The organism is Chryseobacterium cheonjiense, assembly GCF_012927265.1.
Lineage (GTDB): Bacteria > Bacteroidota > Bacteroidia > Flavobacteriales > Weeksellaceae > Chryseobacterium > Chryseobacterium cheonjiense.
This window is the reverse complement of sequence record NZ_JABBGF010000003.1, coordinates 430,776-448,541: the sequence shown is the minus strand read 5'-3', so window position 1 is coordinate 448,541 and position 17,766 is coordinate 430,776. Positions and strand designations below refer to the sequence as shown.

At 37.7% G+C, this 17,766-nt stretch carries 17 protein-coding genes; 7 read left to right on the top strand and 10 right to left on the bottom strand.

What is annotated here, in order from left to right; genetic code table 11:
* Window positions 1-753: 753 nt before the first annotated feature.
* The 7 genes from HHL20_RS16840 to HHL20_RS16810 form a co-directional block, all read right to left on the bottom strand.
* Window positions 754-1,776, bottom strand: coding sequence for a tetratricopeptide repeat protein (locus tag HHL20_RS16840; RefSeq protein WP_169232342.1), 1,023 nt, complete (start codon window positions 1,774-1,776; stop codon window positions 754-756).
* Window positions 1,769-3,475 (bottom strand): APC family permease, encoded by a 1,707-nt coding sequence (locus tag HHL20_RS16835; protein WP_169232341.1) that lies wholly within the window; start codon window positions 3,473-3,475, stop codon window positions 1,769-1,771. The genes HHL20_RS16840 and HHL20_RS16835 overlap by 8 nt, the downstream gene beginning before the upstream one ends.
* Window positions 3,465-5,852 (bottom strand): hypothetical protein, encoded by a 2,388-nt coding sequence (locus HHL20_RS16830; protein WP_169232340.1) that lies wholly within the window; start codon window positions 5,850-5,852, stop codon window positions 3,465-3,467. The genes HHL20_RS16835 and HHL20_RS16830 overlap by 11 nt, the downstream gene beginning before the upstream one ends.
* Window positions 5,843-6,586 carry a hypothetical protein gene (locus tag HHL20_RS16825; protein WP_169232339.1) on the bottom strand — a complete coding sequence of 248 codons (744 nt, stop codon included), beginning with the start codon at window positions 6,584-6,586 and terminating at the stop codon, window positions 5,843-5,845. Before HHL20_RS16825 ends, HHL20_RS16830 begins: the two co-directional genes overlap by 10 nt.
* Entirely contained in the window at window positions 6,559-7,692 is a 1,134-nt protein-coding gene (locus HHL20_RS16820) for an AAA family ATPase (RefSeq protein ID WP_169232338.1), read from the bottom strand. Before HHL20_RS16820 ends, HHL20_RS16825 begins: the two co-directional genes overlap by 28 nt.
* Before the next feature lie 166 nt (window positions 7,693-7,858).
* On the bottom strand, window positions 7,859-8,500 hold the full coding sequence (locus HHL20_RS16815) for a hypothetical protein (RefSeq protein ID WP_228463215.1): 642 nt from the start codon (window positions 8,498-8,500) through the stop codon (window positions 7,859-7,861).
* A gap of 34 nt (window positions 8,501-8,534) precedes the next feature.
* Window positions 8,535-9,563, bottom strand: coding sequence for a LacI family DNA-binding transcriptional regulator (locus tag HHL20_RS16810; protein WP_169232337.1), 1,029 nt, complete (start codon window positions 9,561-9,563; stop codon window positions 8,535-8,537).
* Between the two features lie 106 nt (window positions 9,564-9,669).
* Here HHL20_RS16810 and HHL20_RS16805 point away from each other — a divergent pair, with 106 nt between their 5' ends.
* The gene (locus HHL20_RS16805; protein ID WP_169232336.1) at window positions 9,670-10,389 is read left to right on the top strand and encodes a DUF434 domain-containing protein; all 720 of its coding nucleotides are present in this window, start codon (window positions 9,670-9,672) and stop codon (window positions 10,387-10,389) included.
* Window positions 10,390-10,536: 147 nt separating this feature from the next.
* Here HHL20_RS16805 and deoD read toward each other — a convergent pair whose 3' ends face one another.
* The 3 genes from deoD to HHL20_RS16790 all read right to left on the bottom strand — a co-directional run bounded on the left by deoD (window position 10,537) and on the right by HHL20_RS16790 (window position 12,892).
* Entirely contained in the window at window positions 10,537-11,247 is a 711-nt protein-coding gene (deoD, locus tag HHL20_RS16800) for a purine-nucleoside phosphorylase (RefSeq protein ID WP_169232335.1), read from the bottom strand.
* 276 nt (window positions 11,248-11,523) lie between these two features.
* Window positions 11,524-12,120: a dual specificity protein phosphatase family protein gene (locus tag HHL20_RS16795; RefSeq protein WP_169232334.1), complete on the bottom strand. Its 597-nt coding sequence runs from the start codon at window positions 12,118-12,120 to the stop codon at window positions 11,524-11,526.
* 391 nt (window positions 12,121-12,511) lie between these two features.
* Entirely contained in the window at window positions 12,512-12,892 is a 381-nt protein-coding gene (locus HHL20_RS16790; RefSeq protein WP_169232333.1) for a winged helix-turn-helix transcriptional regulator, read from the bottom strand.
* A gap of 122 nt (window positions 12,893-13,014) precedes the next feature.
* On the opposite strand from HHL20_RS16790, the gene HHL20_RS16785 reads away from it, so the two are divergent.
* The 6 genes from HHL20_RS16785 to HHL20_RS16760 all read left to right on the top strand — a co-directional run bounded on the left by HHL20_RS16785 (window position 13,015) and on the right by HHL20_RS16760 (window position 17,706).
* The gene (locus tag HHL20_RS16785) at window positions 13,015-13,641 is read left to right on the top strand and encodes an FMN-dependent NADH-azoreductase (protein WP_169232332.1); all 627 of its coding nucleotides are present in this window, start codon (window positions 13,015-13,017) and stop codon (window positions 13,639-13,641) included.
* Between the two features lie 186 nt (window positions 13,642-13,827).
* The gene (locus HHL20_RS16780; RefSeq protein ID WP_169232331.1) at window positions 13,828-14,199 is read left to right on the top strand and encodes a VOC family protein; all 372 of its coding nucleotides are present in this window, start codon (window positions 13,828-13,830) and stop codon (window positions 14,197-14,199) included.
* A gap of 217 nt (window positions 14,200-14,416) precedes the next feature.
* Window positions 14,417-14,902 (top strand): hypothetical protein, encoded by a 486-nt coding sequence (locus tag HHL20_RS16775; RefSeq protein WP_169232521.1) that lies wholly within the window; start codon window positions 14,417-14,419, stop codon window positions 14,900-14,902.
* 546 nt (window positions 14,903-15,448) lie between these two features.
* Window positions 15,449-16,255, top strand: a complete 807-nt coding sequence (locus HHL20_RS16770) for an energy transducer TonB (RefSeq protein ID WP_169232330.1) — start codon at window positions 15,449-15,451, stop codon at window positions 16,253-16,255.
* 134 nt (window positions 16,256-16,389) lie between these two features.
* Window positions 16,390-16,923 (top strand): hypothetical protein, encoded by a 534-nt coding sequence (locus HHL20_RS16765; RefSeq protein WP_169232329.1) that lies wholly within the window; start codon window positions 16,390-16,392, stop codon window positions 16,921-16,923.
* Window positions 16,924-17,259: 336 nt separating this feature from the next.
* Window positions 17,260-17,706, top strand: coding sequence for a hypothetical protein (locus HHL20_RS16760; RefSeq protein ID WP_169232328.1), 447 nt, complete (start codon window positions 17,260-17,262; stop codon window positions 17,704-17,706).
* The last annotated feature ends 60 nt before the right edge of the window (window positions 17,707-17,766 follow it).

Genomic DNA, 17,766 nt, shown 5'->3' with positions numbered 1-17,766 from the left:
TATTAAGACGTGTCAGTTCATTAGCTGACCCATGTATATAAGCACCTTTTTATCACAAATTCACTATCAAGCAGATTTATACAAGCATATTGCTGTCCCATCGGTTCTGCACCGCGTTGTCCTGAATGTAAACCTGATATGTTATGTAATTGTTTCATTTTATTTTGTCTAAAAGTTTTGGAAAGCTGAAAACCTGTTGCTTTCAATTTTCGGTTGCAAAGTAAATATGATTTTTTTTAATCCGCAAATTTATTTTTCATTTAAAACATTGAAAATCAATAATTTAATACTCATTTTTAAAATAGGAAATTCCTGTCCGCAACGGATTGCAGATTCTCCTTTTACCTAAATGACTGTCTCTCATCGGGTTATTGATCACGCTTTATTTTCTTATTTGTTGTTCATTGCTGATTAAAAAATTTTCACTTTTATGGTTATTTTTTTTCGTTCTAAATAATTTCTCGGTTAAAAACACAAAAAACGCCTCGAAAATCGAGGCGTTTTTGCAATATTTTGATAAAATTTTTACGGTTTACGGTAAACAATTTTCAAAGCAAGCACATTTCGCCTCATCCAATATCATCCATTCATATCCAAACGATCCCTTTACTACAGGACGATCGCATAGATTCAAACTGATATGTGCTCTTTGTATTGTCATATTTTTACTGATGCAAAGATAAATGTTTTCCCGGAAATTTAATCTGCAGTTAAGGAAGATTCAGTGATAAGGCAGGTTTACTAAGGAAGTTTTTAGTTTCTAAACATTTTATTTCTTCCCGTCTTATACCGTGAAATATCTTTTAAAATCACATCATCGTGTGGATTAAAATATTTTAATTCATTGACAATTTCCGAATGGCTACCTATTTTCTCGGCAATAATTTCGTAGGCAATATTCCTGGTTGTTCCCTGAAGATATGGATCTTTTTTAAATTCGTATTTCAGGGCTTCAAGATACATGATCTTTTTCTCTGAAGGCGTTTTCTGATATATTGTCTGAATTTCATGCTCAAGATTCTTAACATCAAAGATATTGGCAAAATAATTATTAAGACAATTGAAAGCATCTTTATCCGCTTCCCATCCTCTCAGCAAAATTTGCTGGGCTTCTTCAGGCATCTCCATTTTCTTACGATAAATCAATGAGCCTTTTACCATCTGATTATTTTTTACATAATCGTCCACAACCATCTGGTAATAGGTATTAGCATTTTTAGGATCATTGATCTCCCGGTAAAGATCGCCTACTTTTTCTTTGTGCTCCAGCTCTTTGTAAAGCTCTATTGCTTTCCGGTATTGTTTTGCTTTTTCATAACAATGGGCAGCCTCGGATTTGTTTTTCAGCTTGTTCAGATAGATAACAGCTGCCTCGTTGTAAAATCCTCCTTCCTCGAGAATTTTAGCTCCACGGTAATTGTCCCGCAGGAGATTGATGTAAACTTTAGCCGCCTTTCTATAATCTTTTTCACGGATATAGCTTTGGGCAAGGTCTTCGTATTTATTCCTGATTTTATCAAAAAGAGTGCTTTCCACATAAAAATTTCCGCCGGATGCCGCACCTCTTTTCCCGTGTATATTCTTTTCTTTTTCCTTGTCTTCAAGGCGGGTAATGACAATGAAAATAATAAAAGCTATGATAATAAAAATCAGGAGAGTTCCTACTACGCTCCAGAAGCTCTGATGAAACAGCTGGGCTAATAGCGCGATAACCTTAATAACCACCAGGATAAAAAATGCTGCGCTGAATTTGTTGATAAATTTCTGATTATTCATCTTTATCCGTTTTTAAAATGGTTTTATCTTCGCTGAACAGGCGATAAAGCAGTACAATAACACAGATAATGAGAATCCATACAAACCAGTTGTAGCCGAACATTTCAATCAGCGGATAGAAGATATAAGCTAACATGGCAATAAGCAGAATGATGAGAAAAATTTTAATCCCACCCGGAACGTTTTGCCCCCCAACATCTAAGGATCTTCTTTTTACAATAAAATTATACAGTCCGACAACACCGGTCATAAAGATGATCAGCCAGATGATTTCCGAGAACGAAGTGTCATTTTTTGCATAAGGCTCTTCCTTGTCATAAGTGGCTGCTTTTTGATCCGGATCTGCAACAGGCGGTTCAGGATATTCTTTTGTTCCGTACAATCTGCCCAGTGAATCTTCAATCAGGACCTGTTTCTTTTTCCAGATGCTTTTTACGATTCCCTTATCTGCAGGTTTTCCCGAACTTACTTTTCGTAATGAATCCCGGATTTTCTTTTTATACTTTTCTTCGCTTTGCGCTAAATATTTTACAATTTTTTTAGTGTAAATTGTTTTTAACGAATCTTTGGATTTATCAATTTTGGCATTTATATTCAGCAGTTCATTGCTGATTTCCTTAGGATCACGCTTTCCTTGCTTTTTATATTCTTCAATTTTGTTTTTATCGCGGGAAATATAAGTGCCAACTGCATTACTATATTCTTCAGCAATTTTATTTCTTTTCCTTCCGTACATCGAATCAATTTTCATATCAATATCCGTTACTCCTGACTGATAGGCTATGGCAGGTTTCATCAAATCTTTATTGACCCCGGAAATTTTCCCTGAGGATATCATAGATTGATCTTTTGCAGGTTCTTCCTTATTAAGATAAACAAACAGCCTTACCAGCCCCATTACAATCAGAACCACCCAGAATACCCAGCGGTAATTTTCAGAATAGGAGGAATTTCCGCCCGACATATTCCCTCCAAACAATTTCCCGAGCCAGGTATTTCCAAATTTGAATCTGGCAAAACCATCTCCTCTGGAAGTTCCCATGATATCAAGCGGGACGCCTAAATCCACCGCTCTGTCAGGATATTTTTCGATATATCTTAAATATTTTTCGATCTCTTTTTTATTTCCTTTCATTACTTTTTGAAGGTTGAAAGGCAGATCTTTCATCCATTCTTCTTCCGTCTTAGGATTTTGGAGGGATTCAAGAATCTTTTCGTCATCCATTTCTACGGTGTAGCTCTCGATTTTTTGAGGAACTTTGACACCATTCGATGGCTTTCTGACTGTATTTCCGGACGACTTTGAATTGCTGATTATGGAAATCCAGTCAATTTCTTCGTTCAGTTTTACCAGTCCGAAATCGGGGTGCATGATTAGAAATTCTGCATCTATATTTTGCCAGTCTTCAGGATTTACTCTGGGATAAAAGTCTGTATTTTCAGGAATGAAAAGCTTATTATCTACACTCTGAAAATAAGAATTTTTGCCAATTTCATTCGGGGCGAGATCCTTGAAAATAAGAAAGCAGCCATACAGGACATTTGGTTGATTGGAAGGAATGGGAAACGACCGAACTTCATTTAAATCTATTTCCAACAGTTCCATTTCAGACAACCATATCAATGGTGAAGCTCCTTTAATGAGAAGCCCTTTTTTAGGATAATTGTTTTTCGGAAAAGGTTTAATTCTAAGTTCCATATTCCAAAACATGTTTTATAAAAGCTTCCATGTATTGAGAATACATTTCTTCCATTTCCTTTATTTTCAGCCTATTTTCTTTAGGCAGGTAATATTCGGAACCTCCGAAATCATTCTCTGTTCCTAAAGCCAGATAGCCATAATCTGTGGAAGGCATATAAAAAACAGGTATATTTTTGTTGCTGCTTTTGAAGGTAAGCATTCCGCGGGAATCGGTGATAATTTCACTTCCGTCTTCAAAGCTGAACACATTTTTATTCTGACTGGCCATTACTTCGATATCCGTAAAGTTTTTTGCAAAAGCATAAAGATTGTCCCCATGTGTTGTCATTGCATATTTTGAAATCACCAATTCTTCATCGCTGTTTATTCCTATTTTACTGAAATTATTAAAAATTTTAATTCCGCTGTTGTATAATTTTTTAATTTCGGACTCTACCTTTCCATGACTTTTATAAATCAATTGATCATTTAAAACATATTCTAATGAAATAGTACCTTCTATATTAATGCAGGGAATCATCTCACTTTCTTCATGAAATAAGTAAAAATATTTCCCAAAATAAATGAGCCTGTGTCCATTTGGAATATTCTTTCCCGTCAGATTCAGTTCAGTATATTCTTTTGTATTTAAATTTAATTTGGAAATAAGCTTTTTATCCGGTTGATACTGGCACAAAATAAATTCCTGCTTTTTGTTTCTTGCCAGCGCAAACTGTCCTTTTGGCTTTGCAGAAATACCTTCAATAACAACTTCACATCCATGCTGGATTTTATGATTATTGTAATGTTCTCTGTTATAATAATTATCAGACAAATAAGTTCTTAACAATTGTTTTTTATTGCTTAAAATAAAAAATTCCCCTTCATACAGAAAAGTAGCAATTTTATTGGCAGGCGTTGGAAACAGAATCGGATAATTTAACGGAACAGCAGCTTTCTTCCTGTTTGATGAAGAACTATTTCCTCCATTTCTTTTTCCTTCAGGCGGATTTGCCCACAATTCCTGTAAGGGAAGCATGATTTTCTGAATATGCTTTCTCGTTCCCTTATGATGCTTGTAGAAATTGAGTTCTCCGTCAGCTGAAGTTGTCACGAGAAATTTCAGCCGATCCCTATTTGAATGGATGACTTTCTGCAATTTCTGATCTGCTACATTGTCTTGGTGGGTGATGAAAAATACCTCAAGATCTTTTTCTTTATGATCTTCTTCAAAAAACTTTTCCAAAGCCTGGGAAACCTCCAGCACCGGACTTACCTGGTTGAGGTTTCCGATAACATGTTCTACTTTATTCAGGGAGATTTCCAGCCCTGTCTGTCCCAATGTCAGCACTTTACATTCCGAATGTGCTTTCGGGTGCCTGATCACTGCAATTGCCGATGCAAAAGCCAATATTTTAGGAGTTCCCCAATTTTTCAGGGAAGTATCAATGAGAATGATTCTTTCAAAAACATTTTCTTCAGGCGGAATTTCACGCTGAATATAAAGAGCTTCATTATTCGCGACACGGTTCATAAACACCTCATCTTCATTGGCAAATTCAGAGAGAAGCATCCGGTTAAAATCGCCTTTATTGCTCATATCCGAAATCCCTCCGATCGGCTGCTCACCGGGCGAGAGGTGGCGCATCGGGATTTTCAGGCCGCTCCAGATTCTTTTGATTAAGCTTCCTATCTGAAAGGTTTTGGGCTCTTCAATCAGTTCCTGTATAAAATCTTTATCCGTATCTACCGTTATTTCCTCTTCAACGACTTCATCTTCAAGATCCGGAACTTCGGTTATCCCTTTCATCGCATGAATGATAGACTCTGTGGTAGGAAATTTTTCGTATACATTCATTAAACTCCCAATATCATCCACCGGAAAAAGCATTGAGCGTAAGGATATTTTATGAGCACATTCTGCAATTTTATACGGTCTTTTGGCGAATCTTTTCAGGATTAAATCTGCACTTCCGGATGAAGTCTGGTTATGAGAATTTTTAAAAAGTGTCTGAAGCAGATTGATTTTATTCTGCCCTGTTTTATAACTTCGGGGTAATCTATTAATATTTTCTAAAAGCTCTAAAACTCGATCTGTACTTCTGAATAATGAGTTTTTTTCAATCTTTTTTAAATAAAAGGAAATACCGTCTAAGTTAAGATAGCCGTCCTGTGAGGCATAGAGCACCAAGAGCAGTGATCCAAATGGCGGAAAACCATAGGGCTGCAATTCTTTCAGAACTTCAATAACATATGCCCTGTAAGCGATTGCCCCCACATTCGGGATAGAAACGAGGTTGAATTCATGATAGCCTGACGGATCCGGGACATCTTCATCCGTTGTCCATTCCCAGAAATAATTTTCGTATGATTGGAAGTATTCGTTCAGTTCCATTCTTTTGCTTTTTCAGTCAGGCGAAATGAGCTTATGGATAATTTCCTGAAATCGTTTTTATGAATTGCCAAAACACTTCCATGTTTATCCCACAGAAGCCATTGATCAAGACCTGCATTGTATTTTTTCTGCAGTAAAGAGCTCATATTTTTAAATTCAAAATCAAAACCCGCTGGCAGCAGATGTCCGTCTTTTTCCCAAAAAGTTTCCCCTGGAAAGCTTAATAACGGAGTTCCCAGGAATAATGCGTTATCCTCAAGAACAGTCCAGTTTATTTTCTCAAGCCTGAATTTCGGCTGAGTGATGATGAAGTCCTTAATTTCTGCAATAGAACTTAATAATGCAACTGCAGCACGTTCTTCTTCACAGGGCATTAAGGTAACTCCAATTTTTTCATCAATTCCGAAGAAATTATTGTTGGATAAAGGAAATGTTAACCGTAATGCCTTATCAATTGGTGTCCAGAGTAATGCTGTTCTCACTTTTTTGCTCGGAACTAAGGCATTTCTCCTGAAGAGAAGCCCATCTCTCAGCTCGTACAATAAAAAATCAGGCAGCTGCTGGATTTCCGGTGAGGCAGCCTGTTCTTCCGTAAAGCCTTTCAGCCAGATGACCTCTTCTTCCAACGCAATCTGAACATTTTTCCAATCGCGGATGGAGCCTAAATAGTCTTCATCCCTGCGCGGAATTTCTGCCCAGAATTCTTTTATATGCTCTGAAGGATCTTTTGCCATAGACTTTCGATTTCCTGTTGGATATACTGTTTCTGTTCGGGATTTTTGATCCAGTCGCAACGGCTCTGAAGGTAGCGCAGCTTATCTTTAATGACATTCTGTTCTTCAAAGCTCAATGTTCCGCTGTTCCATTTTTCGGCCAGTATTTTGACATCTTTCATTACTTCTTCCGGATTCGGTGTTTTGTTCTGAAGGGCCTGCGGATGAGATTTCGGATTTTCATCTTTTTCAATCGTCCTGTTGATGATACCTTCCAGAATTTCAACCTGCTCTTCCGTATCCCAGATGTGCTTCAATACCCAAAGGTCGGAAAGAATGGCTTCATTCCTTCCGCAGATCAGAGCACTGGCAGCAATAAGATTCTGCATTTTAACAGCTCTTCTGTCCGAAATTGCAATTCCTGTATTTCGCAGACTTAATATGGTGTTGAGGTACACTTCATAAATTGGCCTTAAATCAACTGTTTTACAGAGATCCTGAAGTTCTTTTATCTCATGAGAAAGAATTTCCGGTACGTCCGTTTCAGTGGTATTTTCCAGTTTTCTTCCGGCTAAAAGCACCTGATGAAGAAGATCAGGATGTACATAATCTACATTAATCCTAATCAGAAAACGGTCGAACAATGCATTCAGCGCTTCATCTTCGGGAAGAACATTGCTTGCACCCACAAACATAAGCGCGGGAAGATGTTTTGTTTCTTTTCCTCTTTTAAAGATCTTTTCATTTAAAGCCATCAACAGGGAATTCAGGATAGCGGAATTGGCATTAAAAATTTCATCGAGAAAAACCATGGATGCTTCAGGCATCATGCCTTCGGTATTGGTAAGCAACTCGCCTTCTTTCAATTTCCTGATATCAAAAGGCCCGAAAATTTCATTGGGTTCGGTAAAACGGGTGAGCAGATAGTCGAAGTTTTTCCCGTCTTTTACGGTCTGCGCCAATGTTCTTACAATGGCAGATTTTGCTGTTCCCGGAGGACCGTATAAAAAGGCATTTTCTCTTGCCAGAAGGCATATTCCCAATAAATCCACCACGTCATTTTTTCCGACGAAAGTGTCTTTAATGTAAGCAAGTACGGTGTTTAATTTTTCTATATTCTGGGTCATTTGTTTTTTGTGTTAATTTTTCTTTTTGACGAAAATTATTATTTTTAATCTGCTTTTTTAACGCAAATTTCACAAAGTTTATTTTAACTACTAACTGTTTCTAAGTTCGCAAATTTACTTTGGCAGGCTCAGCATAAACTTTTTCAATTAGCAAGAAATACAGAAGTTAGTTTTCTATTATTTTTAATTCTTTCCAATAAATATCTTTAAAAATGCCAAATTCAGCAATTAACAATTGATTGATATAGGGAATCTCTGCAAGTTGATAAGATCTTTTTTCTACAATTCTTTCCAGATATAATTTTCGGTAGGTTTTATCCTTTAATTCTTCTTCCCAATTGATATTACCGAGTTCTGCATCAAATCCTACGGCTGAATAATGAAATTCTTGAAGGATATTCTCCAGCATCCTGATTAAAGGATCTTCCGGGTCTGCATCATATAAAGCAGTAATGATCTGCGGCAAAAACCGTAAGGATAAATCTGCGGATAACAGGAAAGAAACATCTCTTTTGCCTGTATACTCGGGGATCAGCTTCCGGAGGTCTTTGGAAGTATCTTTTCTTACGAGATACAATTGCGCACTGTGATACAGCACTTTTGCAGCCCAGACAGCAGCTTCCTTGTTAAAGTCGATTTGGTTGGACTGAAATTCAAGCCTTTCTTTTTCGAATTCGGATTCCAGGTAATCTGCCGTATCGCTGATCTCTTTTGCTGATATTTCATGAATATCTGTAAAAATCGTGATGCATTCATCGTTACGGAGAAGAAATAAAGTATCTAAAAAAGGGAATCTGGGTTGCATCATGTCGTTGAATAATGATTGGGAAATAAACAGAAAATTATTTTCTTTTGGAAGATTTCCTGATATACAGCTGAGGAGCCAGAACAACTTTCTTTTCAATGGAAATACCGGTTCCGTTCTCTTTTACGCTTTCAATGAAAACCTGGCCTGCCATTTTTCCCATCATCACCGGAGTCTGATCTACGGAGCTGATCGGCAGCTCCATAAACTGAGTAAAAGGTTCATTGGAAAAACCGATCACCGCAACTTCCTGTGGAATTTTAATTTTTTTCTTTTTCAATTCCTGGCAAGCTCCTAATGCCGCAAAATCACTGGCCGAAAAGATTGCGTCCGGAATAGATTTTCGGTCCCAAAGGGTTTTAATCGCTTCGATTCCGGCTTCTATAGAACTGCCCGTCATGATGATATTTTCTTCCTTTACCTGAAAATTATGATCGATCAAAGCCTGTTTGTAACCATTTAAACGGTTCTGGTAAATCTCAAGATTAAGATCCCCTGAAAAATGGCAGATGTTTTTGTATCCTTCTTTGATGAGGTGTTCGGTTGCTATATATCCACCACGGTAATCGTCGATGGTTACGGTACTTATTCCGGAAATATCTTTTTTACGGTCGAAAAAAATAATGGGAGTATTTGTAGTATCCAGTATATTCCTGATATGTGCCGTATCGATGGTTGTTCTGGAAACCGACATAAAGATCCCGTCAACCTGTGCATTCAACAATGTGTTGAGGTGCTTTTTTTCAATATTAACATCTTCGTGGCTCTGGCAGATGATGACATGATATCCGAAAGGGGAAAGCTCCTCTTCTATTCCGCGGATTACGGAGGAAAAGAAATTCGTATTCACAAACGGAACAATGATGCCTACATTTTTGGTTTCCCCGCTCTTTAAAGCTTTGGCCAGATTGTTCTGCTTATAATTCATCTCCTTGGCCGTCTTGTTCACCAGGTCTTTTGTTGCCTGGCTTATTCTGGGATGGTTGTTCAGCGCTCTCGAAACAGTTGCCACACTTACGTTAAGCTTCTTCGAAATATCATAGATGGTGGCATTTTTTTTATTCATACCTGTTTTTAGTTATGTCTCTAAACGAATGCGGATTATTGACGTAAATTTAATCAAATTCTGTCTATCAGAAAGGAAATGTAAGCATTTTATATTACATTTGAACATGAACCACAGAAACCGCGGTAAAAATACATCCGACGACAGTTTATTCGGATCAGAAAAGCAGGTTGGCACACTGAGAACGGCTGTTCAGGATATGCATTATTTGCTTTCACGAGGGTATCCCGAAAAAGCATCTTCCGAACTGGCAGGAAACCGTTACCGACTGAAAACAAGGCAGATTCAGGCAATCAGAGGTGCTTCTGCATCGCAGGATCAGATGCTGAACCGGAAATCAAAAGAATCCAAAGCTGAAGATCTGAAAGGGAAAACCATTTATATGGATGGCTTTAATGTATTAATCCTTTTGGAAAGCATGCTTTCCGGAGCTTATATTTTTGAAGGGTTGGACGGATGTTTTCGTGATCTTTCCGGGGTTCACGGCACTTACAAAAGGGTAAACCAAACGCTTCATTCTTTAGAGCTGGCTGCTTCTTTTTTTCAACATTGCGGTGTCGTGAAGCTTTGCTGGATCTTTGACAGACCGGTATCCAACAGCGGACGAATCTGTCAGTTTATTGCGGAATTTGCACAGGAAAGAAAACTTGATTGGGAAACGTCACTGGAATTTAATCCCGATCAGTTTCTGGCTGAACGCGAAGAGATTGTTATTTCTTCGGATGCATGGATTCTGGATCACTGTAAAAAGTGGTTCAACCTGATCAGATACCTTATTGACAATAAAAATCTTAATGCCACTATCATTCAGTTTTCTTTAGCCTAAAAAAAATGTCATTTTGAAGAATGAAAAATCCAGACAAATTAATTTGAAAGATTCTTCACTCTTCACAATGACAAATGTAAATTATTTTAATTATTGAGACCGCTTCTACCATTCTGAGCATCTCAGAATATCGTCTGCTGATCTGTTTTATAAACTTTTCAATGCAGATTCCAAAGCAAGTTCCATCATGGGCTTCAGTGCTCTTTCTCTTTCGTCTGCAGAAATTTTCTCGTGGGTCGGAATAATGTCTGTCACCGTAAGAACCGTTGCCGCATTTTTCCCTAAATACTGAGCATTGGCAAATAATCCGAAAGCCTCCATTTCCACAGCCGGACAGTTGTATTTTGCAGCAATGGCCGGTACCGCAGGATCTTTTCTGTAGAAAATATCGCTGCTGTGCACGTTGATGGATTTTGTTTTCAGGGAAAGCTCTTCTGCCGTCTGGTTAATGGTACTGTAAATACTGCCCTGATGCGGAAGGATCTCGTCCTCTATTTCCCAGGCGTACCTGGCATAGGTACTTTCACTGGCGGCATTTTCCACATTTAGAATATCAAAAAGCTGGAGATCGGTGCTGTATGCTCCGCAGGTTCCTATTCGGATAATGGTATCTACGTCATATTCCGTGAATAGCTCGAAAGAATAGATCCCGATGCTCGGAAAGCCCATTCCGCTGGCTCCTACGGTGATTTCTTTCCCTTTATAAAAACCTGTATAATAGAATATGCCTCTTGTTTTGCTTACCAGTTCTGCATTTTCAAGATATTTTTGGGCGATAAACTGCGCCCTGAGCGGATCTCCCGGCTGCAATACGACTTTGGCTATTTCTCCTTTATTGGCACTAATGTGAATACTCATACTTTTATTTTCAATGGGACAAAGATACAAATCCGCGATTGATTTAGGGTGAAATCTTTGATGATTCCAGCTGACCACCCCGTCTTAATTTTCCCTGAAAATTAATCCACCCCTCTCCCACACATTTAAACACGAGAGATTCCCCTCCTTTGGAGGGGTGGCGAAAATTCGAAAGAATTTTTGACGGGGTGGTTACGTTAGATTCCTTACTAAATTTTAAACCTGGCCCGTAAACCGTTTATATTCAGATGATCTTTGGAGAAAAGTCCATTCTTACTAATTGCTCTGTATTTCCCTTTTCTTATAATTGGTAAGATAGATTCCTTTCTCAGAATTTTTTGAAAAATTGGTTCCGAATTCCCAGAACAAACGGGCATTTTCCCTGGCTTTTTCGTTGGTGAAGTTTTCGTATTCGATCCTGTAAATAGAACTAAATAAACGGGAACGCCCCACCCCGTGGTGACAGTGGATCAAAACAGGATAATTGTTGGGATCGTCCATAATCTTAAGAAATTTCTGCACCGTGCTGTCCTGAGGAATCTGGTCGGTGGGTAAATTAAAATAATGAAGACCTGCAATTTTATCGGCTGCAAATTCTTCGGCATTGACCTGCTTTTTTGTTTCGGGGTTTAAAGCGGTCCGTACCAGACCGTCGCGTAAATCGACGATGGTCTTTATTTTATGATCGCTTACGAAATCCGCCAGCTTTTCCGGAGGAACAGCCCCTGAATTGTAAACCTTGTTTTCTGAAATCGTTACCAGATTATACCGTACTTTTTTCTGATAAAATACAAAGGCAAGCACCAATGCTGCAATAACAACCAATGAGATTAACATTCTTCTGACTCTGTTATTTTTGAAATTGAGTTTCATAATCATTTGAAATAAAATTCAATACTGCGAATCTACAATCTTTTTTTGGGCGATGTTGTAATTTTTTCTAATTCTTCCTATTATCCGTAACTTTTCAAAACATCGTAAGCGCGGATTGCAATCCACCACATGTTTTAGCCTGAAATCTTCATGATTCTATTTAACCACCCCGTCTTAATTTTCCCTGAAAATTAATCCACCCCTACAAGGGAGGGGAATTTCTGCGTGATGGGATTGTATTTTAAATTCCCTCCTTCGGAAATTGAGGAACGAGGTTCGCTGATTCTTTTATAAAACAATGAGGCGGCGAAAATCCGAAAGAATTTTGATGGATGTTGAGACAATTTTTTTGAATATGAAAGTATGATGACAAAATAGAAAATTTAGCCCATCACGCATTTTGCTTTTTCATTCTGTATTCTTTCCCCCAATTCGCCATTGATTGCATTATTGGCGACAGGGTAAGTCCAAAATCGGTTAACGTGTATTCAACCCGTGGCGGGATTTCAGCATAAATTTTCCTGCTTATCAGCCCATCTTCTTCCAATTCTCTCAACTGCTGAGTAAGCATTGATTGGGTAATGCCCTTTACACTACGCTTCAATTCCCCAAATCGTGCAGGTGAGGTATGATAGATCGCATTAATTAAAATGGCTTTCCATTTTCCACCTAAAACCTGCATTGTTGCAGTTACCGGACAGGATTCTTCATCAAAAACAAATTTTTTTTCATTTTTATCTTCCTGATTGTCAACATTAGTATCATTTTTCATACTTACACATTTTAAACGTCCTACTTGTTTTATTTATTTTAACTCTGAATATTTGCACTACAAAATTAATTAAAACTAACGAATAATAAAAAATCAATTATTTCATTTAAATTCTTTTTATCATGATTAATAACGCTCACATCCGCCCTCTTGAAATCCTGCGTATAGACAGCAGCTCGCGTCACGCCGATTCAGTATCCCGAAACCTGACCGACCACCTGGTGGATCGCCTGTTGCGGGAATATCACGAGGCTAAGGTTACGACCCGGGATTTAGCGGCAGACCTGCCACTCCCGACAGAAGGTTTCGTTAATGGCAGTCTGTATTCCATGCAAAATCCAACTCCGGCTATGCAGGCTGCGATACAGCTTTCTAACGAAATGGTGGCTGAGCTGTTAGCCGCTGACGTAGTAGTCCTCGGCATGCCGGTCTACAACTGGACCATTCCCTCTACTTTTAAGGCATACGTTGACCATGTCAGTCGTCTTGGTGTCACCTTTGAATACGTTGACGGCGTTTCGCAAGGCTTACTCCGCGCCCGCAGCGTTTATATCCTCTTTACCAGCGGGGGCACCGCCATAGGCAGCGAGAAGGATTTCGCAACTCCGTATTTGACGCATTTGTGGCGGACGTTGGGTATTCAGGATGTCCAGATTATCGATGCTTCCGGGCTTCTGTTTGACGCTGAGGAGAAAATAAGCACTGCAAAGAATCAGATTGATCACTTGGTGATGCCTGTATTTGCATGATTTCTTAACGGCTAAATCCTAAAAGGCATCTTCCGGAAATACTGTCAGTTTCGGGCAAAACCTTCCTTTAAAAGATGCTGACTAAGCATACAGGCAAATGGAAAACAGGAAAAACAACAGGTAAAAATTGTGCTGATTCCCTTAAAAATAAAAAAAATAAACACTCAATTAAAATTTAATAAAAAAATGGTAAATACTCTCAATTGGTTTGAAATACCAGCTACAGATTTCGAAAGAGCAGTGACTTTTTATGCAAAAGTTTTAGATGCTCACATTCATGCCGACCCCAATCCTGATATGCAATATGCCTATTTACCGTCTGATCCCCAAAAAGGCGGATTTGGCGGAGCAATTGCCAGCGGCGAAAACTTTGCCCCTGCCATGACCGGCACAACGGTATACTTAGACGGCGGAAATGATCTTTCTGTTCCGTTAAGCAGAGTAGAAAGTGCCGGCGGAACCGTTATTCTGCCGAAAACTTCTATTGGTAACAATGGCTTTATTGCACTTTTTATCGACACAGAAGGAAACAAGGTAGGGTTTCATTCAATGGGGTAATACAGCATTCTCCTGTATCTTTTTAAAATAGCTGATAGAAATATTATTATTGATATTTCTATCAGCTTTTTGCTATAGGTATCTCCTGGTATATTTTCGCAAGTGCTGCTGTGATTTCATTTCATTTTTCTCTTTTTAAAATTTTTTGTTACCTTCGTTTCTATAAAAAAACACACGATTTTAATACTCTTAATATATTAACTTTAAAATCAAAATGATGGGATTAACAAATTTAAACTCCACCCATTTGAGCAGTGCAAAGATCACTGCCGCACAGGATGCCATCACGGCCCTGGAAACAGCCCTTGCTGAAATCACAATTAACCTTTCACCCGATGACCGTAAACGCTACGGAAGCATCAATGAGCAGAACAAACTTTTTGTAAACAAAGTCTTCGATTACAACCAGAGCCAGCCTAACTTAAGTTCGCCGGAGGTTGACTGGAACGAATTCAACAAGGACCACAGCTCCCGCAATGCTATGGAAGCGCTGATCAGCAGGCTCGAAAGCATTATCACCCGGCTCAACAATGCGAAAACGCTGCATGATTTCGACAATTACCAGTCGGCGCTGATGGATTATTCGTATACCGCTTACAAAGCGGGAACTACGGTACCGGGATTTGAGAACAAATATAAAGACCTGAAACAGTTCTTTGTAAAAAGTACGGGTCCTACGGATCCGCCTGAAGAGAAAAAATAAAACAGCAACCAAAAATCGCCCCTTCCATTCATGGAGGGGTTTTTTATGATTTTACTTAAACTTTTGTACATCCCTAAAGAGGTTGTGTCATCATCCGCAGACGTTGTTTACAGTTCCCGATACGTTGATCACAGGTTCGGAGGGCTCTTTTACCCATCCAGAGAGGTTGTTTAATGGTCGGGCGAGGTTGTGCAAGGAGTCGCAACAGGTTCCGGACGGGTTCGGAGTGGTCTTTCAACCTGTCGGGATAGGTCTTTTACGTGTCCGGACAGGTTGTATAACGTATCCGGAGGCATTCATGATGTCATCAGAGGCGTGAATAACCGCGCCGGACTTGTGACGGACGTGGCGGGATAGGTGGTGGAATGTGTTGGGAGGTGTGTTGGATGGGGAATTTGAGTTAGAAACTTAGACAGAGGCTGTTTTAGTTTGAATCAATATTCTTATCCTTCTTATCGCTATCTTTGTAGCGTTGGGGAGGGTGAAAAAGAATTAAATAAACTAATAAATCACTTCTCTAACATACTGACCATTAGCTGTAACTATATGAAAATAATAAATTTTATAATAATATTTCTCTCTTTCCTGGCGACAAATTCATTTGCACAAATAAGCAATACTGACAGTATTGAAATTGCAAAATATTTAGAAATAGAATATAAAATGTGGGATTCAATTTGTTTTGTTCAGACAAAAATTGCAAAAGAAGAAATTAGTAATGGCCAACTTACATTTGTTATTCCAAAAGGAATGGTAGAAATGTATGAAAGTGACACGGAATTAGATTCTATATTAAGTAAATATAATATAAAAACAATGTCCCAAGGTATTTTTTGTACAGCTCCATCAGATAAACAATTTTGTTATGGTGATTTAATGAACCAAGAAATAGAGCGAAAATTTGGAAAAGATTTTATTACAGAGAAAAGAATTGAAGCAGAGAAAGCCTATGTAAAAAAAAATATTAATAAAATATTTCCGTCATCTGATTGCGATAGAAACCATTCCATTTACCCGTTTACTAAAAATTTAGATGATTTTTTAGAACAATATGACAAAGATTACTTTAAAACATTTATCTATCCTCCATCCTATATTCACAGAAAAGAAGATGATTTATATTCGTGGACTGAAGTAGAATTTATATTAACAGTTAATGGTGAGTTAAAAAAATTAAAAGTACATTCTTCTTTCAAACAACCCTATAATAAAAAATTTGCTAAAGAATTTAATGAAAGAGCACTTAATTTTGTAAAAAAAATAAAATGGATTCCAAATAAAAAGAGTGGAATAGCTGTTAATAGTAAGGAATCGGTTATTTTCATGTACGATCATGAAAATTGGAAAAGATAATCAGTTAAAAATTATTTTAAACTTCTGACCTTGACGCGAGGATTTACAATCCGAAACTTTATTTGTAATCAGATATCAAAAATTCAAATTCTCACAACACGAAAAGTTATCGGCCATATGAAAATTAAATTTTAATGAAACTTTTAAAATATTCAATTGCATTTTTCATTTTATTGTTGTGTTTTTCATGTAAGAAAAAACAGAAGATCTCTAATGAAATTTTAGAACTCAATTTAAAATTAAACTCTGAAGAAATCACTGCTGAAAACAATCTTATGATAAGAGCTTATAAGCCAAATAAAATTGGGTACAGCGTGAAATTAGAAATTAAAAATACTTCAGACAAAACTTACGGTTTCGATATGTACACCTGTAGTTTCGGAGCTTTTCTAAAGACTAATTCTGAAAAGTTACAAATACTGGATGTTTTAGGTTGTGACAGTAATTTCCCGGGAGAAATAAAATTAAAACCCAATGAAAAAATTGAATACAAATTCTTAATTCTCAAAGATAAAAATGCCCTTGAAAATTTTAACCATGTAAAAATTGGATTAACGATTATTCATACCAATTGGGCATTAGAAAAAAGTATATTTGAACAAATTGATGAACAAAAAAAGTCCAGATCTAAAAAAATATTTTGGAGCAATTCAATAAGCCTTAACTAAATCCGATGCTATAGATTTAGACTAAATTCTCTAATCTAACCACCCCGTCTTAATTTTCCCCGAAAATTAATCCACCCCTCCGAAGGAGGGGAATTGAGGAGGGTAATGAATGGGTGTATGGGAGTGTTTTTAAATTCCCCTCCGGTGGAAATCGAGGAATGAGATTGGCCGATTTCTTTTATTATATATAAAACAATGAGGCATTGGTGGCGAAAATTCAAAGAATTTTTGACGGGGTGGTTTGTTTTCATAGCTTTATGGAAGTATAGTCTAACTGCTATTGTTGTCTTAAGCATGATGATCTTGCTAATGTCAGATACTAAAAAAAATATAGAAATGGATAGCGATACACCAAAGACGATATCTGAACTTGAATACTGGATGAAAGAACACTGTTTTAATTTCAACAGTTATTCGATCAACGGAAACCCTATTTATGAAGGGTTGGGAATCGAACAATCCGGCGATCATTTTACATGGTATTATACGGAGCGCGGACAAAAGCAAACTCTGGAGACTTTTAAGACTGAAGAAGAAATCACAGCGCATGCTTTTAACCTGATTAAGTCGGACAAATGGGCGAAAACTCATTGTATCGGTTTTTCAGCGGACATTGGTAAAATTACCGACCTGAAAAATAAATTAGACTCCATGAACATAGAATACTTTGAAGACCAAATTCCGTATTATGGCATTGAAAGACCAGTGTACAGGGTATTCGTTTTAGGTTGTGACATCCTGAAAACGGAACATTTAAAAAAGAAATATTGGACGGAGAAATAATGTTTCACTGCGGTAGGTTTTGGCTAAAGCCAACCGTAATATCTCACCATTAAACGGGCT

Coding starts and splice junctions, on each gene's coding strand:
- HHL20_RS16825 (WP_169232339.1), bottom strand. CDS start 6,586: ATGGCAAAAGATCCTTCAGAGCATATAAAAGAATTCTGGGCAGAAATT.
- HHL20_RS16775 (WP_169232521.1), top strand. CDS start 14,417: ATGGGATTAACAAATTTAAACTCCACCCATTTGAGCAGTGCAAAGATC.
- HHL20_RS16795 (WP_169232334.1), bottom strand. CDS start 12,120: ATGAAACTCAATTTCAAAAATAACAGAGTCAGAAGAATGTTAATCTCA.
- HHL20_RS16785 (WP_169232332.1), top strand. CDS start 13,015: ATGATTAATAACGCTCACATCCGCCCTCTTGAAATCCTGCGTATAGAC.
- HHL20_RS16815 (WP_228463215.1), bottom strand. CDS start 8,500: ATGATGCAACCCAGATTCCCTTTTTTAGATACTTTATTTCTTCTCCGT.
- HHL20_RS16760 (WP_169232328.1), top strand. CDS start 17,260: ATGGATAGCGATACACCAAAGACGATATCTGAACTTGAATACTGGATG.
- HHL20_RS16780 (WP_169232331.1), top strand. CDS start 13,828: ATGGTAAATACTCTCAATTGGTTTGAAATACCAGCTACAGATTTCGAA.
- HHL20_RS16790 (WP_169232333.1), bottom strand. CDS start 12,892: ATGAAAAATGATACTAATGTTGACAATCAGGAAGATAAAAATGAAAAA.
- HHL20_RS16820 (WP_169232338.1), bottom strand. CDS start 7,692: ATGACCCAGAATATAGAAAAATTAAACACCGTACTTGCTTACATTAAA.
- HHL20_RS16810 (WP_169232337.1), bottom strand. CDS start 9,563: ATGAATAAAAAAAATGCCACCATCTATGATATTTCGAAGAAGCTTAAC.
- HHL20_RS16765 (WP_169232329.1), top strand. CDS start 16,390: ATGAAACTTTTAAAATATTCAATTGCATTTTTCATTTTATTGTTGTGT.
- HHL20_RS16805 (WP_169232336.1), top strand. CDS start 9,670: ATGAACCACAGAAACCGCGGTAAAAATACATCCGACGACAGTTTATTC.
- HHL20_RS16835 (WP_169232341.1), bottom strand. CDS start 3,475: ATGGAACTTAGAATTAAACCTTTTCCGAAAAACAATTATCCTAAAAAA.
- HHL20_RS16840 (WP_169232342.1), bottom strand. CDS start 1,776: ATGAATAATCAGAAATTTATCAACAAATTCAGCGCAGCATTTTTTATC.
- deoD (WP_169232335.1), bottom strand. CDS start 11,247: ATGAGTATTCACATTAGTGCCAATAAAGGAGAAATAGCCAAAGTCGTA.
- HHL20_RS16770 (WP_169232330.1), top strand. CDS start 15,449: ATGAAAATAATAAATTTTATAATAATATTTCTCTCTTTCCTGGCGACA.
- HHL20_RS16830 (WP_169232340.1), bottom strand. CDS start 5,852: ATGGAACTGAACGAATACTTCCAATCATACGAAAATTATTTCTGGGAA.